Raw genomic sequence first — 25,972 nt, forward strand, 5'->3', positions numbered from 1 at the left:
CCCGCGCGGCCGCTGTCCACGCCGGCAACGGTCCGCGCGGCCCACCAACACGCGGCGGCGGTCCGGCCTCGTTCGGCACCACCGGCGGACGCTCCCGCCGGCCCGGCTTCCGACGACGCCCACCACCCCACCTCCGCGCCCTGGAAGATCCCGGGGCCGTCGGCCCCGGTGTCCACGCCGCCGGCGGACGCCGCTGTGGAGCCGCCCCCACCCCTCTCCGCCCCACCGGCCGCCACCCTGGAGCCGCCCCGACCGGTCTCCGCGCCACCGGCCGACAACTGGGCGGCCGGAACGACCGGATCAGACGCGTCCGACGCCGCCGAACCGGCCCGACCGGTCACCGCACCGCCGGCCGAGCCCGACCCGGCCGCAACGGTCGGACCGGACGCCGTCAGCACGTCGACCGGACCCGACTCCGCACCGCCGGCCGGCACGCCCGAGCAGTCCGCCCGGCCGGTGCCGGAAGTCCCGTCGCCCGTGGCCGACGCACCGTCGGGCGAACCGGAGTCCGCGCCGCCCAGGGTGGACACCGACGAGAAGCCCGTCCATCCCGTCTCGGCTCCGCCGGCGCCGACCGGTGCGGGTCCGACCGCGCCCGAGGCGTCGACGCCACCCGCCGCCGCTTCGGAGCAGTCCGCCGGGCTCGATCCGACGCCCCCGGTCGCCGCTGCCACCACCGAAGCGGCACCCGACCCGGACCCGGCCGACACGGCGACGCCGCCCGCCGACACGGCCACCCCGCCGGTCGACGTGACCGCGCCGCCGGTTGCCGAGACGGAGCCGGCCCCGGGGGACCGGCCGGCCACCACCGCCCCGGAGACCACCACCACCGCGCCGGACGAGCCGCCGGCCGACCCGGAGCAGGTCCTGGCCGCGTACCGGTGGCGACTGGACCCCGAGACGCTGCGCGAGGTCGTCGACGACGCCGACGAGCTGCGGACGCTGCGCCGGCGGCTGACCGAGAAGCTCGGCGCGTCCCTGGACAACCGGGCCCGGGCGCGGCTGCTCAGCCTGCGCGCGGTGGTCTCCCGGGTCGTCCACGACCTGGACGACGCACTCGCCGACGGCCGGCTCGCCCTCACCTACGCGGAGGCGACCGGCGAACTGCGGCGGACCGCGCTGGCCCGGGCCCGGCTGGCGGAGGTGCTGCGCTGGAAGGGCGAGTTCGCCGAGGCGGACCGGCTGTTCGCCGAGGCCAACTCGGCCGAGCTGCCGGACCGGCTGCGGGCGGCGCTGCACGAGCACGCCGGCCGCTCCTGCCACGACCAGGGCCGGCTGATGGAGGCCTGCGAGCACTTCGAGCGCGCCCTGAACCTGCGCCGGGCCGACGACCCGGAGCTGACCGAGCGGATCCGGGTCTGCCTGGACGCGGTGCACACCCGGGCCGCCGCCCGGGGCGGCTTCGGGCCGTACCCCCGCAGCCGGGAGGAGGTGCTGCGCGGGCGCAGATCGCCGGTGCCCACGCTCGACGGCGGCCTGGGCCGGTGGGGGTACGCGGACGCCGACGGTGAGCTGGTCCTCGACTACCGGTACGCCGAGGCGCAGCCGTTCCGCGAGGGCCTGGCCTGGGTACGCCGCCCCGACGCCCCGGGCTGGGAGCTGATCGACGAGGCCGGCAGCACCCTGATCGGCCCCTCGTACGCGGCGGTGCGGGCCTTCTCCGACGGCCTGGCCTGGGTCTCCCGCGGCGGCGAGGCGGACTGGATGGCGATCGACTCCGAGGACACCGTGGTGGTGCCGGCGGGCTTCGAGGACGCCCGGCCGTTCACCGCCGGGATCGCCGCGGTGCGCCGGGGCGGCTGGGGCGCGGTGGACCGCAACGGCCGGCTGGTCGTCCCGACCCGCTACCACGGCTTCCGCACCGCGCTGGCCGACGGCCGCCGGCTGGACGGCTTCACCGACGAGGGGCTGGCCGTGGTGGAACTGGGCGGCTTCCGGGGCGTGGTGGACCGCACGGGCCGGGTGCTGGTCGCACCGGCCCACCCGGATCTGGTGATCCACCCGGTGGCGTTCCTGGCCAACGACCGCACCGGCCGGTGGGGCGCGCTGGACCGGCGCGGCAAGCCGCTCATCGACCCGGTGCACCCCGGCCCGGACGCGGTGCTGGCCGAGATTGACCTGCTGCTGACCGACGCGCATCCGGTGCTCTGAACCACCCCGCCGCCGCGCCGTCCGGTGGTCATGATCGGAGCGGACTAGGGTCGGGGCATGGAATTCCGACACCTGGGCCGTTCCGGCCTGATGGTCAGCGAGATCTCGTACGGCAACTGGATCACCCACGGTTCGCAGGTCGAGGAGGACGCGGCGCTGGCCTGCGTCCGCGCGGCCCTGGACACCGGCATCACCACCTTCGACACCGCCGACGTCTACGCCGGCACCCGCGCCGAGGAGGTGCTCGGCAAGGCCCTCGCGGGCGAGCGCCGGGAGGGCCTCGAGGTGTTCACCAAGGTCTACTGGCCGACCGGGCCGGGCCGCAACGACCGGGGCCTGTCCCGCAAGCACATCATGGAGTCGATCGACGGCTCGCTGCGCCGGCTGCGCACCGACTACGTGGACCTCTACCAGGCCCACCGGTACGACTACAGCACCCCGCTGGAGGAGACGATGTCGGCGTTCGCCGACATCGTGCACGCCGGCAAGGCGCACTACATCGGCGTCTCGGAGTGGAAGGCCTCGCAGATCCGCGAGGCCCACCAGCTCGCTCGCGAACTGCGCATCCCGCTGGTGTCCAACCAGCCGCAGTACTCGATGCTCTGGCGGGTCATCGAGACCGAGGTCGTCCCCACCAGCGAGGAGCTGGGCATCGGGCAGATCGTCTGGTCGCCGATGGCCCAGGGTGTGCTCTCCGGCAAGTACCTGCCGGGTCAGCCGCCGCCGGCCGGCTCCCGCGCCACCGACGAGAAGTCCGGCGCCGGGTTCATCGCCCAGTGGCTGACCGACGAGGTGCTGACCCGGGTGCAGCGGCTCAAGCCGCTGGCCGAGCAGGCCGGGCTGACCATGCCGCAGCTCGCCATCGCCTGGGTGCTGCAGAACCCGAACGTCTCGTCGGCGATCGTCGGGGCGTCCCGCCCCGAGCAGGTGCACGACAACGTCAAGGCGGCCGGCGTGAAGCTCGACGCCGACCTGCTCAAGGCGATCGACGAGATCGTCGAGCCGGTCACCGAGCGGGACGCGGCGAAGACCGAGAGCCCGGCCCAGCGGCCGTGACGCTCCCCCGGGCCGGCGCGGCGTCCGCGCCGGCCCGGGCCCTTCCCCGGGTACGCCGGCCGCGAGCCGCCCCGCAGCTCGCGGCGGCTCGGCGGACTCAGCCCTGCCAGAAGCGGATCAGGTCCAGCCCCAGGCCGTAGAGCCAGCTCGGCAGGCCGAGCAGGTCGCCGATCGCGAAGACCGCGTCGAAGAACCAGCCGCCGATGCGCGGGTTCCACAGCAGCGCGAACAGCAGGATGAAGCCGTACGGGGCGAACATGTCGTACATCCGCCGCCACTGCGGGTTCAGCCAGGGCTGGATCATGTTGCCGCCGTCCAGGCCGGGCACCGGGAGCAGGTTGAGCACGCTCGCGGTGAGCTGGAGGAACGTCAGTAGCGCCACCCCGGCCCAGAACTCGACCGGCCCGCCGACGGTCCCGGTGCCGATCCGCAGCGCCGCCACCAGCAGCAGCGTGAACAGCACGTTGGTGGCCGGGCCGGCGAGGCTGACCAGGGTGTGCCGCAGCCGGCCCGGGATCGCGTGCCGGTCCACCCAGACCGCGCCGCCGGGCAGGCCGATCCCGCCGAGCAGCACCACCACCACCGGCAGCACGATCGACAGCAGCGGGTGGGTGTACTTGAACGGGTTCAAAGTCAGGTAGCCCCGGTGGGCGATGTCCCGGTCGCCGGCCCGGAACGCGACCACCGCGTGGGCGTACTCGTGCAGGCAGAGTGAGACCAGCCAGCCCGAGACCACGAAGAGGAACACGTCGAACTTCACGTTGCCGAACCCGTTCCAGGCCATCACCCCGCTGGCCACGAAGAGCGCGACCAGGGCCAGGAAGACCGGGCTGGGCCGGAACGCCGCCCGGGGCACGCCGAGCACCAGCGGCTCGCCGCCCGGGCGGTCGTAGCCCATCACTCCGCCGTCGGGAGCAGGCTCATCCGGTACTCCACCCGGTCGTCCTCCACGAGCGCGACCGAGGTGACGCCGGACGCCGCGAGCTCCCGCCAGGTCTGGCCGATCCACGATTCGGCGTCCGCCTGACTGCCGAACGACTCCGCCGGTCCATCGACCGACGCGCCGTTCGCGCCCTCGTACCGCCAGCTCCACGCCATGCCGCGTCTCCCCTCGCCGCTACACCGTCCCCCGGGGACGGACCCCCGCAAGCGTAGTCGGCCGTCCGCGCGCCGGCCCGACGCTCACCCCCGCCGGGCCCGGCCGGTGATCACCATGAGTGTCCCCGGCCGGTACGGTGGCGCGGTGCTGACTCAAGGAGTGGTGCTCAGCAACCGGTACCGGCTGGGCGAACGGGTGGCGACCGGCGGCATGGGCGCGGTCTGGCGGTGTGTCGACACGCTGCTGGACCGCGAGGTGGCGGTGAAGGTGCTGCTCCCGGCGCTGGTGGAGGACCCGGAGTTCACCAGCCGGTTCCACGCCGAGGCCCGGATGATGGCGGCCCTGCGGCACCCGGGCATCGTCGCGGTGCACGACTTCGGCTCGGCGACGCTGGCCGACGGCAGCCAGGTCAGCTACCTGGTGATGGAGTACGTCGACGGCGAGCCGCTGGTCACCTGGATCCGGCGCGCCGGCCGGCTCGACCCGACGTCGACCATGTCGGTGGTCGCGCAGGCCGCCGCCGCGCTGCACGCCGCGCACACCGCCGGCATCGTGCACCGGGACGTGAAGCCGGGCAACCTGCTGGTGAAGCGGGACGGGACGGTGGTGCTGGTCGACTTCGGCATCGCCCGGTCCAGCACGATGGCCTCGCTGACCGCCGCGCACATGGTGCTCGGCACGGCCTCGTACATGTCGCCGGAGCAGGCGGTCGGCCAGCCGGTCTCGGCGGCCACCGACGTCTACGCGCTCGGGGCGGTCGCCTACTACTGCCTGACCGGGCAGCCGCCGTTCGTCGGGGAGAACCCGTTGCAGGTGGCGCTGCGGCACGCCCAGGAGGAGCCAGCGCCGCTGCCGCCGGGCACCCCACCGGCGGTGGCCGAGGTGGTCACGCGGGCCCTGGCCAAGAGCCCCGGTGACCGCTGGCCCAGCGCCGCCGCCCTGGCCGACGCCGCCCTGGACGCCCGGGACGCCACGCTGGCCGTGCTGCCGGTGCCGCCGCGTCCGCCGTGGGCGCTGGCGGGTCCGGCCCTGCCGACGCCGACGGGTCCGGCGACGCCGGCCGGCCCGTTGACGCCCTCCGGCCCGCTGACGCCGGCCGGCCCGTTGACGCCGGCCGGCCCGGCGGGCGGCCCGTCGAAGGCGGCGTCCGCCGGAGCGCGGGACACCGGCTCGGGAACCGGCTCGGGAACCGGCTCGGGAACCGGCTCGGGAACCGGCTCGGGAACCGGCTCGGGAACCAGCTCGGGAGCACTTCCGGCCGGACCGCCGACGCCGCCCGGCACGGGGACCGGGGCGTCTTCCGCCGCGTCCGCCACCCCGCTCGCGCCGGCCGCCGGCCCCGACCGGCGCCCCGGCCCGGGCCCTGCTCCCCTCCCGCCCGCCGGGCCTGGAACCGGCCCGGCACAGGTTGCCGACCCAGGGCACGGACGCGGGCCCGGACCCGCCCACGGTGGCGCTACGCCGGTGGGGCAGCTGGGCGGTGACGGAACCGGTGTCGGTCCCGGAACCCTGGCACCGCAGTGGCAGCAGAGCGCACCCGCCACACCGCCGGCTGGCGCACCCGCTCCGACCGGGCACCCGGCTGGCGCGCCCTTCCAGGCCCCCGGGCAGCCGTATCCGGGCGGGCCGTACCCGGTCGTGGTGGGCGGCCAGCAGGCGACCCCGCCCGCCGGCTACCCCAGCCGGTACGTCGTACCGGAGCGCACCCCGACCCGGGAGGACCGGGCCGGCGGCGCGGCCCGACGGCGCCGGCTCGCCCTGGCCGGCGCGGCGGGTGGGGTGGTGGCCGTGCTGGCCGCCGTGGCCGCCGTGGTGGCGCTCCAGCCCGACGAGCCCGCCCGGGGCGGCCCGGCGCTGACCGCCGAGTCGGAGTCGGCGGCACCGGTGCTGCCGGGCCCGGGCGTCAGCACCCGGGGCGGGAAGCCGAGGCCCAGCGCGAGCGCCACCGGCTCCCGGTCGGCCGCGGCGACGCCCACCGCCGGGTCGACCGGCACGACGACGGGCCCGGGACCGAGCGGGTCTCCCACCACCTCCGCTCCGCAGCCGGGGACGACCACCACCCCGCCGGCGAGGACCAACCCGTACACGCCGGCCCAGGTCTGCGGCAGCGGCTACCAGGTGATCGACTCCGCCTCGTTGACCGCGAACGGGGTCCGGCGGGGAAAGGTCTACCTGCTGTGGAACGAGGCGGCCAAGGCCAACTGCGTGGTCACCATGAAGGTGACCGCGGTCGGCGAGCGCACCACGGCGTCGGCGTTCCTGGAGGTGCAGGGGAAGACCCGCGCCACCGACAGCGGCGCGTTCGAGTACTACGCCGGCCCGGTCCGTGCCGGAGCCGGCGGGACCTGCGTGAAGTGGGGCGGGGCGACCGGCGGCGCCAGCTACGCCAGCGGATTCGAGCACTGCGGCTGAGCCCGGGTCGGGCGGCGACCGCGGCCCGGGCGGCTTTAAGGTACGGGCATGTCCGTTGACGGCTGGAACAGGGTCCTGGTGCTCGGCGGTATCCGCTCGGGCAAGTCGGAGTTCGCCGAGTCCCTGGTGGGCGACGCCCCGACGGTGCGCTACGTGGCGACCTCCGCCGACGCGGACCCGGACGACACCGAGTGGGCCGCCCGGCTGGCGGCACACCGGGAACGCCGGCCGGGCAGCTGGACCACCGAGGAGACCGCCGACGACCCGCGCCGGCTGGCCGACGTGATCGCCTCCGCCGGGCCGAACGAGACGCTGCTGGTGGACGACCTGGGCGGCTGGGTGACGGTGCTGCTCGACCCGGCGCACCAGCCCGCCGACGACGTGGCCACCATCGCCGAACTGGCCGCGGCGGTGCGCGCCAGCGAGGCGCGGATCGTGCTGGTCAGCCCCGAGGTGGGGCTGTCGCTGGTGCCGACCACCCCGCTGGGCCGGGCCTTCACCGACGCGCTCGGCGCGGCGAACCGGGCCGTCGCGGACGCCTGCGACGCCGTGGTGCTGGTGGTCGCCGGTCAGCCGACCTGGCTCAAGCCCGCCGTCACCCCGCGCGCGGCCGGGGTGCCCGCCCAGCCCGGCCCGGCCCGCCACGACGTGACCGCCGCCGCGCCGGCCGAGGCGCCGCTGCCGGACGTGCTGACCCCGACCGCCCCCGCCGCACCCGCCGCACCCGCCGCACCCGCGGAGACCAACGGGACCGCCTGGGCGGCGCCGACCATGGCGCTGCCGATGGTCGCCACCGGCCTGGTCATCCAGCCCGGCATGGAGCTGCCCATGCCGGACGAGTACGCCGGCCCGCAGGCCGTCGACCGGCTCGCCACCCTGGACGTGGCGGGGGCCGGGTTCGGCGAGCTGGAACGGGTCGTCGGCTTCGCCGCCGCCACCCAGGGCACCGCGACCCCCGCCCCGTGGGCGAGCGTGCGGGTGCTGCTGCTGCACGGGGACCACCAGGGCGGCGCCGGCGCCGGCACGGTCCCCGGCGAGTCGTCGCGCCGGGCCCGGCAGGCGCGGGCCGGCCGGGGCGCGCTGGCCCGGCTGGCCGCCGAGAACGGCGCCAGCCTCCAGGTGGTGGACACCCCGTCCTCGGCGCCGATGGAGCAGGAGCCGGCGCTGGCCGGCGCCGCCGTGGAGTCGGCCCTGCGCTACGGCTGGCGGCTGGCCGAGGAGGCCGCCGACGCGGGCGTACAGCTGCTGGTGCTGGGCGCGTGCGGCGCCGGCACGGAGGCGGCGGCCGCGGCGGTGCTGGCGGCGACCGCCGGCGCGGAGGCCCCGGCGGTGCTCGGCCGGGTGATCACCGCCAGCGGCGAGATCGACGACGCGGCGTGGATGACCCGCTGCGCGGCGGTCCGGGACGCGCTGCACCGGACCCGCCGCTCCCCGCGCGACGCCAAGGACGTGCTGGCCGAGCTGGGCGGCGGCGACATCGCGGTGGCCACCGGCGTGCTGCTCGGCGCGACCGCCCGCCGGCTGCCGGTGATGCTCGACGGCCCGGTCGGCGTGGCCGCCGGCATGATCAGCCGCGACCTGGCCGGGCAGGCCCGGCACTGGTGCGTGCTGGCCGACCACGGCGGGCACCCGGCGGTCCGGCTCGCCGCCGACGTGCTCGGCCTGACCCCGCTGCTGGACCTGCGGCTCGACCTGGGCGAGGGGGCGAACGCGCTGACCGCGCTGCCGCTGCTGCGATCGGTGCTGGCGCTGGCCGCCGCGCTGCCGGCGCACCCCCGGCTCGGCGGCGGGGACCCCGACTCCGACGAGCCGGACTTCGCCGAGCCGGAACCGGCGGGCCCCGGCCCGACCACCGTGGAGCCGGACGGCACCGAACCCGACGGCACCGAGCCCGACTTCAGCGAGCCGGAGCCGGCTGGCCCGGGGCCGACGACCACGGAGCCGGACCCGTCCGGCCGGCGTGCCGGCTGAGTCGCGGGTCGTCGACGCCCTGCGGCTGGCGCTGACCACCTTCACCACGCTGCCGGTACGCGCCGGCCGGATCGACCGCCCGACGGCGGGCGCCGCGATGGCGCTCGCCCCGTTGGTCGGCGCGCTGCTCGGCGCGATGCTCGCCGGGGTGCTGCTGCTCCTGACGGCGTTCGCTCCCCCGCTGGTCGCCGCCGGGGTGACGGTGGGCTGCGCCGCCCTGCTCACCCGCGGGCTGCACCTGGACGGGCTGGCCGACACCGTGGACGCGCTGGGGTCGTACCGGCGGGGAGCGGCGGCGCTGGAGATCATGAAGAAGCCGGACGTGGGGCCGTTCGGGGTGGTCGCGCTGGTGGTCGTACTCCTGCTCCAGACGGCGGCCCTCGCGGAGCTGGCGGGGCGGTCGTGGCCGGCGGTGCTCGCGGGCGTGGTGGCCGCGACGGCGGCGGGGCGGCTCGCGGTGACGGTGGCCTGCCGGCGCGGGGTGCCGGCGGCCCGGCCGGAGGGGTTGGGCGCGCTGGTCGCCGGGACGGTGGGACCGGTGGCGCCGGCGGTCGGCGCGGTCGCCGTCGCGCTGGCGGCGGTCGCGGCGGTGCCGGGCCGCCCGTGGCAGGGGCCGCTCGCCGTCGCGGCGGCGCTCGCCGTCGCGGTGGGGCTGCTGCGCCACGTGGTACGCCGGCTCGGCGGCGTCACCGGCGACGTGCTCGGCGCCGCCGTCGAGGTGGTCACCACGCTGGTCTACCTGGGACTGGTGCTGTCCGGCTGAACGCGGCACCGGGCGGCGGGTAGCGTTTGCCCCGACAGCACCGGCACGGCCTTCCGGGGGACGACTTGCTCATCACGGACGACTTCCTCCCCATCCCGGTGCCGGAGTCGCTGAGCGCGACGTACCTGGTGCCGATGGCGGGGCTGCCCCGGGTGAGCCCGAAGACGGCGGTACGGGCGCTGGAGGGCCGGCTGGCCGAGCCGGTGCACGGGCTGGCGACGCAGATGCTGGACAGCCCACTGATGACGGTGGACACCCGGTCGATCGACGAGTTCCCACAGCTGCCGCCGGACCTGCTCAGCGCGTTCGGCGCCACCGAGGCGCAGCTCGGTCGGCTGGCCGCGGCCAGCCATCTGGTGGTGGTGCAGGCCGAGTACCGGCCGGGCTGGCCGCCGGCGCACGAGTGGGCGGCCCGCGCGGTGGCCGCCGCGGTCGCCGAGTCCGTCGACGGCGACGTGGTGGACGTGTTCGGGTTGCAGTTCCTCGACCCGGCGGCCGCGCTGCGCTCGCTGCCGGACGCCGAGGGCCGGGTGCGCCTGGTCGACTGGGTGCTGGTGCCCTACTCCTCCGACGCGGAGGGGCTCTGGTTCACCACCAAGGGGCTGCGCCGGTTCGGCCTGCTGGAGTTGCAGACCCAGGGCGTGCCGGACCACCTCACCCGGGCCTGGGGCGCGGTGATGACCGGGGCCGCCCGGCGGCTGCTGCGCGACTGGACCGACGGGCTGGCCGGCGAGGAGGTGCCGGCGTTCGTGCAGCTGCCCGTGCTGGCCACGGTGACCGGGCACGACATCGCGGTGGCGTACGGCAATCCGGAGCAGCACGGCGCGACGGCCCCGGTGCTGCTGCGGCTGGAGCTGGACCCGGCGACCGACCCGGAGGCCGACTCGTTCCTCAGCCTGCGCCCGCCGCCCGGGCACCCGGGCCCGCCCGGCAGGTACTTCGCCGCGGCCTGCGCGACGCTCTTCTCCGGCATCCAGCCCGACGTCCGCTACGCCCGGCCCGGTGACGCGATGAGCAAGGCGATCGCCACCGCGCGGGCCGGGTTGGACGACATCCGGGCCCGGTTCCTCGCCGGCAAGCTGCCGCCGGAGTCGCAGCTCGTGGTCAAGTACGGCCTGCCCGGCGACGAGGGCCCCGAGTTCGTCTGGGCCGGAGTGACCTCCTGGGAGGTGCCGGAGCGGCTCGTCGGCGCCAGCGCCAGCGACGCCAACACCGACCCCACCGTCCGGATCGGCTCCCCCGTCGTGGTCGAGGCCACCGACGTGGTCGACTGGGCCCTCCTCGACGGCACCGGCGTCATCGAGGGCGGCTGGACCCAGGCCGTCCTCGACGCCGGCGAACCCCCCACCGCCTGACCCCGCCCCACCGCCCCACCCGCCTTCGCCCCCGTTGATCAAGAAGTTTGCGTCGGCCCGAGCGCCGGATCCGACGCAAACTTCTTGATCAACAGGGCTGGCGCCAGGGGGTTACTTGACCGAGGGGGTCACGAAGGGGGGTCGGGTGACGCGCATCTGGGCGCGGCGGCCGCGGATGTCGACCTCGACGAGGTCGCCGTCGGCGAGCTTGGCATCCGTGTCCAGCAGGGCCAGGGCGATGCCCTGCTTCTTCGTGGGCGAGAACGTGCCGCTGGTGATCGTGCCGAGCTCGGCGTCGCCGGCGTACACGGTCATGCCGGGGCGCGGGATGGCCCGGTCGACCGCCTCGAGGCCGCGCAGCGTACGGCGCGGGCCGGCGGCCTTCTCGGCGAGCAGCGCGTCGCGGCCCCAGAACGCCGGCTTGTCCCAGCCGACCGCCCAGCCGGAGCGGGCCTGCACCGGCGTGATCTCCAGCGACAGGTCCTGCCCGTGCAGCGGGTAGCCCATCTCGGTGCGCAACGTGTCCCGGGCGGCCAGCCCGCAGGCCCGCAGCTCGTCCGCCGCCCCGGCGGCGAACAGCGCGTCCCAGACCCCGACGGCGTGCTCGGCCGGCACCACCAGCTCGTAGCCCAGCTCCCCGGTGTAACCGGTGCGGCAGACGGTCAGCTCCACTCCGGCCAGGGCGGCGGCGGAGAAGCTCATGTAGCCGTGCTCCACCGGCAGGCCCAGGCCGCCGAGCAGCTCCGCCGAGCGCGGGCCCTGCACGGCCAGCACCGCGTACGCCTCGTGCTCGTCGGTGACGGTGATCCCGGCCGGCGCGGCGGCGCGCAGCCGGCGCACCACCTCGGCGGTGTTCGCCGCGTTCGGGATGAGGAAGACGTGGTCGTCGGCGTGCAGGTAGGCGATGATGTCGTCCACCACGCCGCCGGTCGCGAGGTCGCAGCAGAGCGTGTACTGCGCCCGGCCCGGGCCGATGCGGCCCAGGTCGTTGCTGAGGCAGGCGTTGACGAAGTCCGCCGCACCCGGCCCGGTGACCCGCGCCTTGCCCAGGTGGGAGACGTCGAAGACGCCCACGGCGGTACGCACCGCCGTGTGTTCCTTCAGCACGCCGCCGCCGGCGTACTCCAGCGGCATCTCCCAACCCCCGAAGGGGGCGAACTTGGCGCCGAGAGCGGTGTGCCGCTCGTGCAGCGGGGAACGGCGCAGCCGGGTCGCGGCGGCGTCGGAGGTCACGTCCGTCATGGGTGGCAACTTACCGGGGTACCCGCCGGTGGTTAGCATCGGCGGGACCCGCCGCGACAGCGATCGGCGGGACAGCCAAGCTTCCGGCGGGTAGGTTCCGCCGGAGACCTTCATCGCCGGTACGCGACGACGCGACCGGCCCGGCCCGCCCGGAGTAGCTTCAGTGACATCGCCCAGCACCACCCTGAGCCTGGTCGACACCGACCCCGCCGAGCTTGCCGTCGACGCGATCGTGATCGGCGTGCACAGCCTGACCGGAGAGCAGGCCGCCACCAGCGGCCTCGCCGGCATCCTGCTCCTGGCCAGCGGGGCGGAGAGCATCGCCGCCGCCTTCGACGGCAAGCTGACCGAGACGTTGGCGCTGCTCGGCGCGACCGGCGCTCCGGGCGAGGTGACCAAGCTGGCCACGCTGGGCACCGTCACCGCGCCGATCGTCGCCGCGGTCGGGCTCGGCCCGGAGCCGACCGGCGCCGCCCCCGCCCCGGAGACGCTGCGCCGGGCCGCCGGCGCCGTCGTCCGGGCGCTCGCCGGCGCGCCCCGGGTGGCGCTCAGCATGCCGCTGCCCGACGACGCCGACGCCCCGGCCGCGCTGCGCGCGGTCGCCGAGGGCGCGCTGCTCGGCGGCTACCGGTTCGCCGGCTACAAGACCAAGCCGCAGCCGACCCGGCGCACGCCGGTGGCCGAGGTGCTGATCTCCGTGCCGGACGCCGGTGACGCGACCGCCCGGGGCGAGATCGACCGGGCCACCGCGGTGGCCGGCGCGGTGCGTACCAGCCGGGACTGGGTGAACACCGCACCGAACGAGCTGCGTCCGCCGGCCTTCGCCGAGGCCGTCGCGACGGCCGCCCGCGCGGCCGGGCTCGGCGTCGAGGTGCTCGACGAGGAGGCGCTGCGCGCCGGCGGGTACGGCGGCATCGTCGCCGTCGGGCAGGGCTCGGAGGCCCCGCCGCGGCTGGTCAAGCTCACGTACACCCCGTCGGGTGGCGGCAGCGGCAAGCGGGTGGCGCTGGTCGGCAAGGGCATCACCTTCGACACCGGCGGCATCTCGATCAAGCCGGCGCAGGGCATGTGGGAGATGAAGTCGGACATGGCCGGGGCGGCCGCCGTCGGCGCCGCGATGCTGGCGATCGCCGCGGTGAAGCCGTCGGTGGCGGTGACCGCGTACCTGCCGATGGCGGAGAACATGCCGTCGGGCACCAGCTACCGGCCGGGTGACGTGATCACCATGTTCAACGGCAAGAAGGTGGAGGTGCTCAACACCGACGCCGAGGGCCGCATGATCCTGGGCGACGCGATGGCGCGGGCCTGCGCGGACGGCACCGACTACCTCTTCGAGACGTCCACCCTCACCGGTGGGCAGGTCATCGCGCTGGGCAAGAAGATCGCCGGCGTGATGGGCACCCCGGAGCTGTGCGAGCGGGTCAAGACCGTCGGCGAGTCCGTCGGCGAGCCGGCCTGGCCGATGCCGCTGCCGGACGACGTGCGCAAGGGCATGGACTCCGACGTCGCGGACATCTCCCAGGTCAACGCCGGCATGGACCGGGCCGGGCACATGCTGCAGGGCGGCGTGTTCCTGCGCGAGTTCGTCACCGAGGACGTGGCCTGGGCGCACATCGACATCGCCGGGCCGGGCTACCACTCGGGCGAGGCGACCGGCTACTGGACGAAGGGCGGCACCGGCGTCCCGGTCCGCACCCTGGTGCAGCTCGTCGAGGACGTCGCAACCAACGGCTGACGCCCCACCGCGAGCCACGACGGGGCGCCTCCCAGCCGGGAGGCGCCCCGCCCGCATTCCACCCAGATCCGCCGCACTTTCAGAGAAAGCGTGGCTATCTGGCGCGGAATAGCCACGCTTTCTCTGAAAGTGCGCCCACGGCATGGGTGGGTGGGGTGGGGTGGGGTGGGGTCAGAAGAGTTCGGGGCGGCGTTTGCGGCGCTCGTTGTAGTCGCGCATCCGCTGCGGGTAGCCCATCAGGCGGACGTCGTAGATGGGGATGGCCAGCCGGTGGGCGAAGCGGCGGGCCCCCTCAGGGCCGTCGACGCGACGGCGGGTCCACTCCCCGTCGTCGGCGATCAGGATGACCGTGGTCTCGGTGACCGTGGTCCGCGGCTCGATGTACGCCTCGACGCCCCGCCGGGTCCGGACGAAGTTCTCAAGATGGTCCAGATCGGCCCGGTCGGCGGGGCGGCCATGACTGACCGCGCCCGTCTGCTTGCGTCGCCGGAAAAGCCCCACCGACTGTCTCCTCCCCCGTCCGTCATCGAAGACGGTGCCAAGAGTACGTGTCGACGACGTGTCGTTGGGCACCTCGGTACGCGCTCCGCATCCCCTAGTGACAAGATGACCGAGGTGGGGTGTGTCCCTGTTGCCCCACCGTGACCCCCGATGCAGCGACGCGACCTGGGAGTTGGACGTGAGCGAGCCGAACGAGACCTTCGACATCGTCATTCTCGGAGGTGGCAGCGGCGGCTACGCGGCGGCGCTGCGCGCCGCCCAGTTGGATCTCTCGGTCGCGCTGATCGAGAAGGGGAAGCTCGGCGGCACCTGCCTGCACAACGGCTGCATCCCCACCAAGGCGCTGCTGCACGCGGCCGAGATCGCCGACCAGACCCGCGAGTCCGAGCAGTTCGGCGTGAAGGCCGAGCTGGTCGGCATCGACATGGCGGGGGTCAACTCGTACAAGGACGGCGTGGTCTCCCGGCTCTACAAGGGCCTGCAGGGCCTGGTGGGCAGCGCCAAGAACATCACCTTCGTGGCCGGCGCCGGCAAGCTGGTCGGCAAGAACGTCGTCGAGGTCGACGGCAAGCGCTACACCGGCCGCAACGTCGTCCTGGCCTCCGGCTCGTACGCCAAGAGCCTGCCCGGCCTGGAGATCGACGGCGAGCGGATCATCACCAGCGACCACGCGCTGACCCTGGACCGGGTCCCGGCGTCGGTGATCGTGCTCGGCGGCGGCGTGATCGGCGTCGAGTTCGCCAGCGTGTGGAAGTCCTTCGGCGTGGACGTCACGATCGTCGAGGCGCTGCCCCGGCTGGTCGCCGCCGAGGACGAGGAGTCGTCCAAGGCGCTGGAGCGGGCCTTCCGCAAGCGGAAGATCAACTTTAAGGTCGGCAAGCCGTTCGAGAAGGTCGAGAAGACCGACAACGGCGTCAAGCTGACCATCGCCGGCGGCGAGACCGTCGAGGCCGAGCTGCTGCTGGTCGCCGTCGGGCGCGGCCCGAACACCGCCAACCTCGGGTACGAGGAGCAGGGCGTGAAGATGGACCGCGGCTACGTGCTGACCGACGAGCGGCTGCGCACCAGCGTGCCGAACGTCTACGCGGTCGGTGACATCGTGCCCGGCCTCCAGCTCGCCCACCGCGGCTTCCAGCAGGGCATCTTCGTCGCCGAGGAGATCGCCGGCCAGAACCCGGCCGTGATCGACGAGGCCGGCATCCCGCGGGTCACCTACTCCGACCCGGAGCTGGCGTCGGTGGGTCTGACCGAGACCCGGGCCAAGGAGCAGTACGGCGCGGACAAGGTCAAGACCTACAACTACAACCTGGGTGGCAACGGCAAGAGCCAGATCCTCAAGACGGCCGGCTTCGTGAAGCTGGTCCGGGTGGAGGACGGCCCGGTGGTCGGCGTGCACATGGTCGGCGCCCGGGTCGGTGAGCTCGTCGGCGAGGCGCAGCTCATCTACAACTGGGAGGCGTACCCGGCCGAGGTGGCGCAGCTCGTGCACGCCCACCCGACGCAGACCGAGGCCCTGGGCGAGGCGCACCTGGCCCTCGCCGGCAAGCCGCTGCACGCGCACGCCTGATCGAGAACTGATTCCGCGGCGTCCGGCGGCAGACGGGCGAGATCGCACCAGGGGAATGAAGGAGTCATAAGAGATGCCGGTATCGGTCACCATGCCTCGGCTCGGCGAGAGCGTCACCGAGGGCACCGTCACCCGCTGGCTCAAGCAGGAGGGCGACACCGTCGAGGTCGACGAGCCGCTGCTCGAGGTGTCGACCGACAAGGTCGACACCGAGATCCCGTCCCCCGCGGCGGGCGTGCTGAGCCGGATCGTGGTCGGCGAGGACGAGACCGCCGAGGTGGGCAGCGAGCTGGCCGTCATCGCCGGTGAGGGCGAGCAGGCCGGTGGCGGCGAGGCCGCCCCGCAGCAGGCGGCCGAGCCGGCCGCCGAGCCCACCGCCGCCGCGGCGGGCACCGGCCCGGAGCCGGAGCAGGAGCAGCCCGCGGCGCCGCAGCCGCAGGCCGAGGCCGCCCCGGCGCCGTCCGGCGAGGGCACCGCGGTGAAGATGCCGGCCCTGGGCGAGAGCGTCACCGAGGGTACGGTCACCCGCTGGCTCAAGCAGGTCGGCGAGACCGTCGAGGTGGACGAGCCGCTGCTGGAGGTCTCCACCGACAAGGTCGACACGGAGATCCCGTCGCCGGTCGCCGGCACCGTGCTGGAGATCAAGGTCGCCGAGGACGAGACCGCCGAGGTGGGCGCCGACCTGGCGATCATCGGCGCCGCCGGGGCCGCCCCGGCGAAGCCGGAGCCGAAGCCCGAGCCCAAGGCGGAGGCCAAGCCCGAGCCGAAGCGCGAGCCGAAGCCGGAGCCGGAGCCGAAGGCCGAGGCCAAGCCGGAGCCCAAGGTCGAGGAGCCGACCCCGGGTCTGTCGTACAACGAGCCGGCGGCCGAGGCGGAGACCGCCGCCGAGCCGGCCAAGGCCGAGCAGGCGGCGCAGCCGTCCGCGCCGACCCCGACCCCGCAGCGGCCCACCGCCCCGGCGCAGGGTGGCGGCGAGGAGGCGGCCGGCTACGTGACCCCGCTGGTGCGCAAGCTGGCCGGCGAGCACAGTGTCGACCTCTCCTCGGTCAACGGCACCGGTGTCGGCGGCCGGATCCGCAAGCAGGACGTGCTGGAGGCGGCGGAGAAGGCCAAGGCGGCCAAGGCCGCGCCGGCCCCCGCGCCGCAGCCCGCCGCGGCGGCCCCGGCCAAGCCGGCCGCGAAGCCGCAGCCGAGTGGCAAGCGCGGCACCACCGAGAAGCTGCCCCGGATCCGCAAGGCCATCGCCAAGCGGATGCACGAGTCGCTGCACGAGATGGCGCAGCTCACCACGGTGATCGAGGTGGACGTCACCAAGATCGCCAAGTTGCGGGCGCAGGCCAAGGAGTCGTTCCAGCAGCGGCACGGCGTCAAGCTGTCGTTCCTGCCGTTCTTCGCGCTGGCGGCCATCGAGGCGCTGCAGGCGTACCCGATCGTCAACGCCAGCATGGACCTCGAGGCCGGGACGATCACCTACCCGGACGCCGAGCACCTGGGCATCGCCGTGGACACCGAGCGGGGTCTCCTGGTCCCGGTCATCCACAACGCCGGTGACCTGAACCTGGGCGGCATCGCCAAGCGGGTCGCCGACCTGGCCGAGCGGACCCGGACCAACAAGATCAGCCCGGACGAGATCGCCGGCGCGACCTTCACGCTGACCAACACCGGCAGCCGGGGCGCGCTCTTCGACACCCCGATCGTGCCGTCGCCGCAGTCGGCGATGCTCGGCACCGGTGCCGTGGTCAAGCGCCCGGTCGTGGTCAACGACCCGGAGCTGGGCGAGGTCATCGCGGTCCGCTCGATGATCTACCTGGCCCTCTCCTACGACCACCGGCTGATCGACGGCGCCGACGCGGCCCGTTTCCTGGTCGCGGTCAAGGAGCGCCTGGAGGGCGGCAACTTCGAGGCCGACCTCGGCCTCTGATCCTCCCGCACGCGCAGGGCGCCCCGGTCACACCGACCGGGGCGCCCTGCGCCGTTCTGCCCTGTGTGCGGCGACCGCGGAACCGGTGCCGCACCCCCCGTCACGCCCGGAGGGTCTCCTCGGAGACGGTCCAGAGCCGCTCCGCGGCCTCCGGGTCACGGGCGTACGGCGCGTACCCGGTGCGAGTGCCGGGCTGGTTCGGCCCGGCCTCCTGGCAGTCCTCGAAGTAGCGCCCGCCGATGCCGTCGAGCAGCGGTGCGGTGGCGACCAGGACGGACGTGGCCGCGCCCTGCTCGGTGCTCTTCCAGTAGGCCGCGCCGCCGCTCTGCGCGCGCATCCGGTTCAGCTCCTCCTCGCTGAGGTAGCGCTGGAGGTTGGTCCGGATCGCCCCGGGCATCAACGCGTTGCTGGTGATGCCGTCGTCGGCCCAGCGCCTCGTCAGCTCCACCGCGAGGAGCACGTTGGCCGTCTTGGACTGCCCGTAGGCCTCCCACGGGTCGTACGGACGCCGGGTGAAGTGGATGTCGTCGAAGACCACCGGCGAGCGCAGGTGGGCCGCCGAGCTGACCGACACGACGCGCGCGCCCCCGGCCGCCGCCAGCGCCCGGTGCAGCCCGGTGGTCAGGGCGAAGTGACCCAGGTGGTTGGTCGCGAACTGCATCTCCCAGCCCTGCGGGGTGCGCATCTCGGGCGAGGCCATGATGCGGGCGTTGTCGACCAGGATGTGCAGTGGCCCGTCCCAGGTGCGCACGAACCCGGCCACCGACGACTGGTCGGCGAGGTCGAGCGGGGCGACGAGGATCCGGTCGTTGCCGGTGGTGTCCGTGATGTCCGCCGCGGCCCGCTGGCCGGCGTCAAGGTTACGGCGATGCCGCGCACGACCTCCATGGCGGTGGACTCGCGGGAGAACGGCGTGCTGACAGGTGTGCTGGTGGTCATGATCCATCCTTGTCCGGGGCGGGGGCGGGCGGCTGCTGGACGCCGCGGTGCCGGCGTTTTCCCACCAGGGCGCGGAGGTAACGCGGGCGTCGGCAGCCGGGCCAGCGCGACCTCGCCGGCCGGCTGCTGGACCTGCTGATGGACGGTCTGCAGGCTGAGGGGAATCGCCTCCGGGCCGACCCGACGCTGCGAGAGTGGACGGGTGGGCAGCGGGCGGTGGCGGGGGCGCAGATGGCTGGGGCCCGCCGTCGCCGTCGCTCCCGGCGCCCGGGTGGACCGCTTCGAGGTCTTCTTCGACCTGGTCTTCGTCTTCTCGTTCTTCATCATCACCCGGGCCACCGCCGTGCAGATCACTGGTTCGGCGTTGCTGCACGGCATGCTGGTGCTGGCGGTGCTCTGGTGGGCCTGGGTGGTGCACAGCGTGGTGGCCACCCGGGTGCGGCTCGGCGAGGGTTTCGTGCCGGTGCTGATGGTCGTCGGGATGGCGGCGCTTTTCTGCTTCGCGCTGGCCCTGCCGCAGGCGTTCCGCGACCCGCGCGGCGGCGCGGCCGGGCCGGTGGTCGTGGCGGCCAGCTACGTGGTGATCCGCGCGGTGCACTTCATCCTCTACCTGCACGTCGTCCGGGACAGCCCGCACGAGCGCCGGCAGACGCTCCGGTTCGCCCCGGAGATGACGCTCAGCACCCTCCTGCTGCTGGCCGCGGCGTTGATCCCCACCTGGATCGACGACCTGGGCGTGGCGGGGATGGTCCGGGACGGCCTGTGGCTGACGGTGGTGGTGCTCCAGTACTCGACCGGGCTCATCGGCGGCACCTGGGGCTGGGCGGTGGCGTCGGCCGAGCACTGGACGGAACGCTACGACCTCATCCTGATCATCGCGCTGGGCGAATCGGTCATCTCGGTCGGCGTCGGCAGCAACCTGCTCGGCCAACCGCCGACCTGGCAGGCGGTCGCGGCGGCGGCGCTGGGCATCTTCTTCACCGCCGCGCTCTGGTGGGCCCACTACGACGTGATCGGCCCGGCCGCCCGGATCGCGCTGCACGCCACGCAGGGCCGCTCTCGGGTGGGGATGGCCCGGGACGCGTACGCCTACTTCTACCTGCCGATGATCGCCGGGATCATCCTGTTCGCCCTGGGCGCCGAGGGGATCGTCCACAAGATCGCCAATCCGTCGGTGCCGATCCACGAGCCGCCGCACGGCCCCGGCGTGCCTCTGCTCTTCGGCGGGGTGATCTGCTACCTGTGCGGGAACATGCTCTTCCAGTGGCGCACGCTGCACACGCTGTCCTGGACCCGGGTCGCCGCGGTGCTCCTGCTCGCCCTCGGCATCCCGGTCGGCTCCCACCTGCCCGGGCTGGCCACGCTCACCCTGCTCACCGCGATCTGCGTCGGGCTGGTGGTGGTCGAGGTGCTCACCATGGAGGAGGGCCGGCGTGCGCTGCACGAGGTGGTCTTCCACGAGAAGACCACCCACGAGGCGCACGAGGCGGCCTTCCGGGCCCGGTGGAAGGAGACCGGGACGGACGAGATGGGCACCTCGACGTAGGATCACCGCCAGCGTCGCGGTGCACCCGGCAAAGAGACCGCCGAGGGCATGGAGGCGCGGGACAGCATGGGATCCACGTGCACCCCTCCACCGAGCCGGGCGACCGCCTGACCGCCCTCGGCAACCAGTTGATCGAGATCCACCTCTGGCTCCGCGAGGAGCTGGCCGCGCTGCGCGCCGGCCTCGACTCCCCCACCGGCCCGCGCGACCTGCGCGCCCACTGCCTGACCTTCTGCTCCGCGCTCACCCGCCACCACACCGGCGAGGACGGCGGGGCGTTCCGGGTGCTGGCCGAGCAGGCACCGCAGCTGCGCCCGGTCCTCGACGAACTCGCCGCCGACCACGAGGTGGTCGCGGCCGTCCTACGCCGTGTGGAGGAGCTGGCCGCCGACCCGGCCGGCGTCGACGGGGTACGCGCCGAACTGGACGGCCTGAGCGCGCTGCTCGAATCGCACTTCGTCTACGAGGAAAAGAAGCTGGTCGCCGCCCTGAACGCGGTGCGCGGCGGGACGACCGAGGAGCTGCTCGGCGTACCGCTGCCCGAGTGAGGATTCGCCGGTCAGCAGAATCGGCCCGTCCGGGCTGGCCGGCGGGGTCCCCGACGGCGCAGGCTGGCCCGGTGACCGTCTTCTGCCTCCAGGCCACCCCCACCGACGCGGCGAGCTGGCTGGACCTGGCCCGCCGCGCCGAGGCCGCCGGCTTCGACGCGCTGCTCGCCGCCGACCACCCCGGGGCCGTGACGTCCCCGTTCGTGGCGCTGGCCGCCGCCGCGTCGGCGACCTCGACGATCGGCCTCGGCTCGTACGTGTCGAACCTCGGCGTCCGCGAGCCGATACTGCTCGCCACCGACGTGGCCACCCTCGACCTGGTCTCCGGCGGGCGGGCCCGGCTCGGCGTCGGCGCCGGCCACACCCCGGCCGAGTGGCGCGCCGTCGGCCGCGAGCGCCCGGACGTCGCCGGCCGGGTACGCCGTTGCGTGGCGGTCGCCGAGGCGGTCCGCGCCCTGCTCGACGGCGACGAGATCACCGTGGACACCCCCGAGCTGGCGGTCCGGGCGGCCCGGCTGACCGCGCCCCGCCCGGTGCAGGACCGGATCCCGCTGACCATGGGCACCGCCAACTCGACGCTGCTGCGCTGGGCCGGCGCGCACGCCGAGGTGGTCGGGCTGACCGGCTTCGGGCGTACCCTCGCCGACGGCCACGCCCACGACGTGCGCTGGCGGACCGACCAGATCGAGGCGCAGCTCGACCACGTCGCGGCCGGCGCGACCGGCCGGGACGACCCGCCCGCGCTGGAGGCGCTGGTGCAGACGGTGGTGGTCACCGAGGACGCGGAGGCCGCCGCGGCGGAGACCGCGCGCGAGGTCGGGCTGACCGTCGCCGAGGTGCTGGCCACGCCGTTCGTGCTGATCGGGACGGCGGACGAGATCGTCGCGGCGGTCGCGGAACACCGGCGCCGCTGGGGCGTCACCCGCTTCGTGGTACGCCGGGACGCCCTCGAACCGCTGGCGCCGGTCCTCGCCCGGCTGTCCTGACCGCTGCCGTTTGGCGGCCGGTTGTCAGCGGCGAGCCGACCCCGGACCGGGAGTTGAGCGTCTCATCGAGACGCTTTAGAGCTGATGACGTAAACGATTCAGGGTCGGCCACGTCCGGCGTCAGCGGCAGACCCGGCCGGGGGCACGGGTGATCCGGCCGTCGCCGCGGTCGACGCACAGCTCGTCGGTGTCCCGGTCGACCCAGTAGGTCTGGCCGGGCCAGACCAGCACCGGTCGGTCGAGGTGGAACCATTCGACCTGGTCCAGCAGGACGAGCCGGTCCGCCGTCACCCGCTCCGGCATGGCGTGGTCAGTCCGTGGGCCGCTCGGCGACGAACACGCCGAGGCCGTGAACACCCTCAACCAGACCTTGGGTCTGGAGCACGAGGATGGCTTGGCGCACAACACCGGCCGACACACCGTGCTCCAGCCGAAGCTGAGCGGTGGACGGCAACTTGTCGCCGGGTGCGAGTTCTCCGGACGCAATCTGCTCGCGGATGAGATCCGCTAGCTGCGCCCACTTGGGTTTGGCGGGCATGTGGGCTCCCTGGTCTGCACCCGCCATTTGATCACAAGCAACATTGCAAGACAAGTACGAACTAGTCCGTTGACTTTGCCAAACTAGTCTGACAAAGTTCCCATCGACCGGCTCCCTGGTCTGCAAACCGGAGCTGGTCGTCCCGAAAGACGCACCCGGTCGACCACCCCCGGAGGTCGGCCGGGTGCCGGACCACGCCCGTCGCCGGTGACGGGCGCATCGAGCTGGCCCGGGGCGGGTGCCGTGGCTCCGGCCGCCGCGCAACGGCTGCCCCCGCCCGCCTCGGTGCCGCACCCCGGATCAGCGAGAGGAAGGCGATACCCGTTGCAGTCCCTGGTCAACGAGCCGATCGACGCGGTGGAGAAGGTGCTCGGCGAGCTGCCGATGCCCCCGTACGTGACGGGCGAACACGTCCGGCTGGCCGTGCGGGCGGTGGTGGTCCACTCCCCCGAGTCCTGGCCGGCCGGCCCAATGTGCCGCAGCGACCGGACCCCGTACCCGTGTCGCCTCCACCGTTGGGGACGGCGGGTGCTGCACTCGCGGGGCCTGTCCGAACGGGCGGTTGACGAGCTGGCGGCCCGCGCCGAGCGGCAGCTCCGCGTACCCGAAGGGCGGCGCTGAGGTGTGGCCGGGCCGGCGGCGCAACGACGGCGCAGTGCCGCTCGTGCCCCGGCACCGGCGGACCTGGCGGCGCGGGCTGCGCTGGTGCTCGTGCGGCCTGCGGTGGACCGCGTGCCCGGACCGGCACGCGCAGGTCCCGACGGAGCCGCCCACACGGCCGCCGAACACCCGTTGGTGGAACGAGGCGACCCGGGCCAACCCGCGGGTCGGCCGGATCGGCCGGCTCACCCCGGCGCAGACCTGGCGGGCCAACGGCGGCCGGTGGTGAGCCCGCCGCGCCCGCACCTGCCGATCCGTCCGCTCTGGCTCTGCCGGACCTGCGCCGCGCCCTGGCCGTGCGCCACCGCGCGACTCACCCTCCTCCGGGAGTACGCGCACGACCGGGTGGCACTGCTGGTCTACCTCGGCGGGCTGCTGCACGACGCGGCCGGCCAACTCCACACCCTCAACCCGCACGACGCCCCCGAGCCGACCCAACTCTTCGACCGCTTCCTCGGGTGGGCGCTCCGCCGACCGGCCTCCGACTCCCCCGCCGCGCGCCAGCCGTAGCACCTTGTAGCACATCTGGTCTAGACTGACGGCGTGGCTGAGCATGCTTCTCGTGAGATCACACAGCGCGAGCTTCGCAACGACTCCGGCACCATCATGCGTGGTGTTGAGCGCGGCGAGTCGTTCACGATCACTCGAAACGGCACTCCGATCGGTCGACTGATCCCGATCCGGCGGCGCACGTTCGTGCCGCGAGCGGAGGTGATGGCCGCTTTCGCCACCTCCCCTGTGCTGGATGCGTCCACGTTCCGAGCCGACATCGACAGTGCCATCGAGCAGGATCTGTTCGACCGTGAGTGGTGACCTCCCCCTGCGCGGCCTGATCGACACCAGCATCGTCATCCACCTCGCCGCGCTCGATCCCGAGCACCTGCCGGACGAGATGGTCATCAGCGCCGTCACGCTCGCAGAACTGTCAGCCGGGCCGCACCATACTGATGACCCTCGTGAACGAGCCCGCCGAATGAGCGTCCTGCAGCACGTCGAAGCGACGTTCGATCCACTGCCCTTCGACGCCGAGGCAGCCCGTGCCTTCGGTCTCATCGCCGCCGCGGTTCTCGCCTCCGGTCGCGGCACCCGTCGCCGCATCGCGGATCTCATGATCGCTTCCATCGCCCACACACACGGACTGCCGCTCTACACCACCAACCCCAACGACTTCGCCGGGCTGGGCGAGCTGGTGACGCTACAAGCGGTCAAGCGCCCAGACTAGGCTCGGGCGGCGGTCGGCGGCAGACCCAGCCCGGGGCACGGCTGTACCCGACCGTCCGGCTCGACCAACCGGGACTGAACCCGCTTGAGGTCGACCCGGCTGGACAGGACGAGCCGCTCGGCAGTCACCCTTCCGCGCAGGCGCACGACCTTGGCCCGACAGGCCCGTGACCGTACCCCTGGCTGAACTACCCGCCGATTCGGAGCGGTACGGCTCTCGTCCACTGGTACATCCGTCGGTCGCGGTGGAACGTCAGCAGATCGACGCCATCGACGTCGTGCGGACAAGAAGTTCCGCCCCTCGGCGAACCAGGCGAGGACTTCCTGCTCGTTGACGATCTTGCTCGGCGGGGCCACGCCCCACTCTCTATCCGCTGGGCAACGGCCAGCCTCGCTTGTACCTCCACTGGTCTACCTCGGCGGGCTGCTGCACGACGCGGCCGGCCAGCTCCACACCCTCAACCCGCACGACGCCCCCGAGCCGGCTCAGCTTTTCGACCGCTTCCTCGGGTGGGCAGTTCCTCGTCGGTCGCCCTGATGAGGCCGTACCAGGCCCCTCTTCAGCCGTCGTCGGGCTCGGGTTCAGCCTTCGTCCTGGCTTTGCGACGGATCACCGCGCGTCGCGGGCCGCTCCCGGATCCGCAAACGGGCTGAACGCATCCGAACCCGCCTCCGTACCCGAAGATATGAACATGCGGATCCTCATGGCCGGCGCGTCCGGCTTCCTCGGCACCCGGTTGGTCGACCGCCTCACCGCCGACGGGCACCAGGTCACCCGGCTGGTGCGACGGCCACCGCGTACCCCCGACGAGCGACAGTGGACCCCGTCCGCCGCGCAGCTCGACCCGGCCGTGGTGGCCGAGGCCGACGCGGTGGTCAACCTGGCCGGCGCGGGCGTCGGCGACAAGCGCTGGAACGACGACTACCGGAGGCTCATCCGGTCCAGCCGGGTGGATACCACCACCACCCTGGCCATCGCCATCGCCGGGCTGCCGGCCGCCGACCGGCCGACGGTGCTGCTCAACTCCTCCGCCGTCGGCTGGTACGGCAACACCGGTGACCGGGCGGTGGAGGAGGACTCCCCGGCCGGCGAGGGTTTCCTGGCCGACGTCTGCCGGGTGTGGGAGGCGGCGACCCGGCCGGCCGAGGACGCCGGGGTACGGGTGGTACGGCTGCGCACCGGGCTGCCGCTGCACCGCGACGGCGGGCTGCTCAAGCCGCAGCTGCTGCCGTTCAAGCTGGGCATCGCCGGGAAGCTGGGCAGCGGCCGGCAGTGGCTGCCGTGGATCTCGATGCGGGACTGGCTGGATGCCGCGCTCTTCCTGCTCGACCGCGACGACATCGGCGGCCCGGTCAACGTGGTCGGTCCGGCCCCGGTCACCAATGCCGAGTTCACCCGGGAGCTGGCCCGCCAGCTGCACCGTCCGGCCATCATGCCGATCCCCGCCCTGGCCCTGAAGGTCGCCCTCGGCGGCTTCGCCCAGGAGGCCCTGACCAGCACCCGCGTCCTCCCCGGCGTCCTCACCAAGGCCACCTTCCGGTACACCCACCCCAACCTGGCCGGTGCGCTACACGCAGCCCTCACCGACTGACCCTCCGCCCGAGGCGGTGATCATGAAGTTGTTGCCCCGACCCGCCGGGTGGTTTCTAGGCTTCAGTGCAACTGATCTTGGTTGGGCTGGGGGTGCTGGTGGCGAGGCCGGGTGTGTTGACGTTCGGGCATCGGCAGGTGTTGGAGCATTTGTGGGCTTCGGGTCGGAC

Annotated in this window: 25 protein-coding genes; 18 read left to right on the forward strand and 7 right to left on the reverse strand. The window is 74.1% G+C overall.

The genetic code is table 11. From position 1 onward, the window contains the following. Window positions 1–2,151: WG repeat-containing protein (locus tag KBX37_RS35475; RefSeq protein ID WP_305798121.1), on the forward strand; the 2,151-nt coding region annotated here is incomplete at its 5' end. A gap of 57 nt (window positions 2,152–2,208) precedes the next feature. Continuing rightward, window positions 2,209–3,207 carry an aldo/keto reductase family protein gene (locus KBX37_RS25275; protein WP_088961025.1) on the forward strand — a complete coding sequence of 333 codons (999 nt, stop codon included), beginning with the start codon at window positions 2,209–2,211 and terminating at the stop codon, window positions 3,205–3,207. 97 nt (window positions 3,208–3,304) lie between these two features. Here KBX37_RS25275 and KBX37_RS25280 read toward each other — a convergent pair whose 3' ends face one another. Together KBX37_RS25280 and KBX37_RS25285 are read right to left on the reverse strand one after the other, a co-directional pair. After that, window positions 3,305–4,105 carry a site-2 protease family protein gene (locus KBX37_RS25280; protein WP_210778393.1) on the reverse strand — a complete coding sequence of 267 codons (801 nt, stop codon included), beginning with the start codon at window positions 4,103–4,105 and terminating at the stop codon, window positions 3,305–3,307. Next, window positions 4,105–4,305 (reverse strand): hypothetical protein, encoded by a 201-nt coding sequence (locus KBX37_RS25285; RefSeq protein ID WP_088961023.1) that lies wholly within the window; start codon window positions 4,303–4,305, stop codon window positions 4,105–4,107. The genes KBX37_RS25280 and KBX37_RS25285 overlap by 1 nt, the downstream gene beginning before the upstream one ends. Window positions 4,306–4,450: 145 nt before the next feature. Here KBX37_RS25285 and KBX37_RS36065 point away from each other — a divergent pair, with 145 nt between their 5' ends. The 4 genes from KBX37_RS36065 (at window position 4,451) to KBX37_RS25305 (ending at window position 10,807) form a co-directional block, all read left to right on the forward strand. Next, the gene (locus KBX37_RS36065) at window positions 4,451–6,718 is read left to right on the forward strand and encodes a serine/threonine-protein kinase (RefSeq protein WP_210778394.1); all 2,268 of its coding nucleotides are present in this window, start codon (window positions 4,451–4,453) and stop codon (window positions 6,716–6,718) included. A gap of 48 nt (window positions 6,719–6,766) precedes the next feature. Next, a complete protein-coding gene (locus KBX37_RS25295) occupies window positions 6,767–8,689 on the forward strand; it encodes a bifunctional adenosylcobinamide kinase/adenosylcobinamide-phosphate guanylyltransferase (protein ID WP_210778395.1) in 1,923 nt (640 codons plus the stop codon). Then, window positions 8,679–9,452 (forward strand): adenosylcobinamide-GDP ribazoletransferase, encoded by a 774-nt coding sequence (cobS, locus tag KBX37_RS25300; protein ID WP_210778396.1) that lies wholly within the window; start codon window positions 8,679–8,681, stop codon window positions 9,450–9,452. The genes KBX37_RS25295 and cobS overlap by 11 nt, the downstream gene beginning before the upstream one ends. Window positions 9,453–9,517: 65 nt before the next feature. Then, complete coding sequence (locus KBX37_RS25305; protein WP_210778397.1) at window positions 9,518–10,807, forward strand: DUF2314 domain-containing protein; 1,290 nt, start codon at window positions 9,518–9,520, stop codon at window positions 10,805–10,807. A gap of 111 nt (window positions 10,808–10,918) precedes the next feature. Here KBX37_RS25305 and gcvT read toward each other — a convergent pair whose 3' ends face one another. Further along, window positions 10,919–12,049: a glycine cleavage system aminomethyltransferase GcvT gene (gcvT, locus tag KBX37_RS25310; protein WP_210778398.1), complete on the reverse strand. Its 1,131-nt coding sequence runs from the start codon at window positions 12,047–12,049 to the stop codon at window positions 10,919–10,921. Window positions 12,050–12,212: 163 nt separating this feature from the next. On the opposite strand from gcvT, the gene KBX37_RS25315 reads away from it, so the two are divergent. Beyond that, window positions 12,213–13,784 carry a leucyl aminopeptidase gene (locus KBX37_RS25315; RefSeq protein ID WP_210778399.1) on the forward strand — a complete coding sequence of 524 codons (1,572 nt, stop codon included), beginning with the start codon at window positions 12,213–12,215 and terminating at the stop codon, window positions 13,782–13,784. 171 nt (window positions 13,785–13,955) lie between these two features. Here KBX37_RS25315 and KBX37_RS25320 read toward each other — a convergent pair whose 3' ends face one another. Then, window positions 13,956–14,285, reverse strand: a complete 330-nt coding sequence (locus tag KBX37_RS25320; protein WP_210778400.1) for a hypothetical protein — start codon at window positions 14,283–14,285, stop codon at window positions 13,956–13,958. Between the two features lie 178 nt (window positions 14,286–14,463). On the opposite strand from KBX37_RS25320, the gene lpdA reads away from it, so the two are divergent. Both lpdA and sucB read left to right on the forward strand, forming a co-directional pair. Continuing rightward, on the forward strand, window positions 14,464–15,852 hold the full coding sequence (gene lpdA, locus KBX37_RS25325; protein ID WP_210778401.1) for a dihydrolipoyl dehydrogenase: 1,389 nt from the start codon (window positions 14,464–14,466) through the stop codon (window positions 15,850–15,852). Window positions 15,853–15,925: 73 nt separating this feature from the next. Next, the gene (gene sucB / locus KBX37_RS25330) at window positions 15,926–17,773 is read left to right on the forward strand and encodes a 2-oxoglutarate dehydrogenase, E2 component, dihydrolipoamide succinyltransferase (protein ID WP_210778402.1); all 1,848 of its coding nucleotides are present in this window, start codon (window positions 15,926–15,928) and stop codon (window positions 17,771–17,773) included. 100 nt (window positions 17,774–17,873) lie between these two features. On the opposite strand, the gene KBX37_RS25335 is transcribed toward sucB, so the two are convergent. Continuing rightward, on the reverse strand, window positions 17,874–18,719 hold the full coding sequence (locus tag KBX37_RS25335) for an SDR family NAD(P)-dependent oxidoreductase (protein ID WP_247658850.1): 846 nt from the start codon (window positions 18,717–18,719) through the stop codon (window positions 17,874–17,876). A gap of 195 nt (window positions 18,720–18,914) precedes the next feature. Between KBX37_RS25335 and KBX37_RS25340 the strand changes: the two genes are divergently transcribed. From KBX37_RS25340 to KBX37_RS25350, 3 genes are all read left to right on the forward strand, one after another. Continuing rightward, a complete protein-coding gene (locus KBX37_RS25340; RefSeq protein WP_210778403.1) occupies window positions 18,915–20,258 on the forward strand; it encodes a low temperature requirement protein A in 1,344 nt (447 codons plus the stop codon). A gap of 77 nt (window positions 20,259–20,335) precedes the next feature. Further along, window positions 20,336–20,806 (forward strand): hemerythrin domain-containing protein, encoded by a 471-nt coding sequence (locus tag KBX37_RS25345; RefSeq protein ID WP_307849192.1) that lies wholly within the window; start codon window positions 20,336–20,338, stop codon window positions 20,804–20,806. A 71-nt stretch (window positions 20,807–20,877) separates the two neighbouring features. Next, on the forward strand, window positions 20,878–21,792 hold the full coding sequence (locus KBX37_RS25350) for an LLM class flavin-dependent oxidoreductase (protein WP_210778404.1): 915 nt from the start codon (window positions 20,878–20,880) through the stop codon (window positions 21,790–21,792). Between the two features lie 120 nt (window positions 21,793–21,912). On the opposite strand, the gene KBX37_RS25355 is transcribed toward KBX37_RS25350, so the two are convergent. Together KBX37_RS25355 and KBX37_RS25360 are read right to left on the reverse strand one after the other, a co-directional pair. Then, window positions 21,913–22,095 (reverse strand): hypothetical protein, encoded by a 183-nt coding sequence (locus tag KBX37_RS25355; RefSeq protein WP_210778405.1) that lies wholly within the window; start codon window positions 22,093–22,095, stop codon window positions 21,913–21,915. Window positions 22,096–22,102: 7 nt separating this feature from the next. Continuing rightward, window positions 22,103–22,330, reverse strand: a complete 228-nt coding sequence (locus KBX37_RS25360) for a winged helix-turn-helix domain-containing protein (RefSeq protein WP_210778406.1) — start codon at window positions 22,328–22,330, stop codon at window positions 22,103–22,105. Between the two features lie 324 nt (window positions 22,331–22,654). On the opposite strand from KBX37_RS25360, the gene KBX37_RS25365 reads away from it, so the two are divergent. From KBX37_RS25365 to KBX37_RS25390, 6 genes are all read left to right on the forward strand, one after another. Continuing rightward, window positions 22,655–22,951 carry a hypothetical protein gene (locus KBX37_RS25365; protein ID WP_247658851.1) on the forward strand — a complete coding sequence of 99 codons (297 nt, stop codon included), beginning with the start codon at window positions 22,655–22,657 and terminating at the stop codon, window positions 22,949–22,951. A 34-nt stretch (window positions 22,952–22,985) separates the two neighbouring features. Then, window positions 22,986–23,219 (forward strand): hypothetical protein, encoded by a 234-nt coding sequence (locus KBX37_RS25370; protein WP_210778407.1) that lies wholly within the window; start codon window positions 22,986–22,988, stop codon window positions 23,217–23,219. Then, a complete protein-coding gene (locus KBX37_RS25375) occupies window positions 23,213–23,500 on the forward strand; it encodes a hypothetical protein (protein ID WP_210778408.1) in 288 nt (95 codons plus the stop codon). The genes KBX37_RS25370 and KBX37_RS25375 overlap by 7 nt, the downstream gene beginning before the upstream one ends. A 33-nt stretch (window positions 23,501–23,533) precedes the next feature. Next, the gene (locus KBX37_RS25380; RefSeq protein WP_280841314.1) at window positions 23,534–23,803 is read left to right on the forward strand and encodes a type II toxin-antitoxin system Phd/YefM family antitoxin; all 270 of its coding nucleotides are present in this window, start codon (window positions 23,534–23,536) and stop codon (window positions 23,801–23,803) included. After that, the gene (locus KBX37_RS25385) at window positions 23,793–24,212 is read left to right on the forward strand and encodes a type II toxin-antitoxin system VapC family toxin (RefSeq protein WP_210778409.1); all 420 of its coding nucleotides are present in this window, start codon (window positions 23,793–23,795) and stop codon (window positions 24,210–24,212) included. Before KBX37_RS25380 ends, KBX37_RS25385 begins: the two co-directional genes overlap by 11 nt. A 691-nt stretch (window positions 24,213–24,903) precedes the next feature. Beyond that, entirely contained in the window at window positions 24,904–25,803 is a 900-nt protein-coding gene (locus tag KBX37_RS25390) for a TIGR01777 family oxidoreductase (protein WP_210778410.1), read from the forward strand. The last annotated feature ends 169 nt before the right edge of the window (window positions 25,804–25,972 follow it).

This window comes from Micromonospora sp. U56 (genome assembly GCF_018070095.1).
GTDB lineage: Bacteria > Actinomycetota > Actinomycetes > Mycobacteriales > Micromonosporaceae > Micromonospora > Micromonospora purpureochromogenes.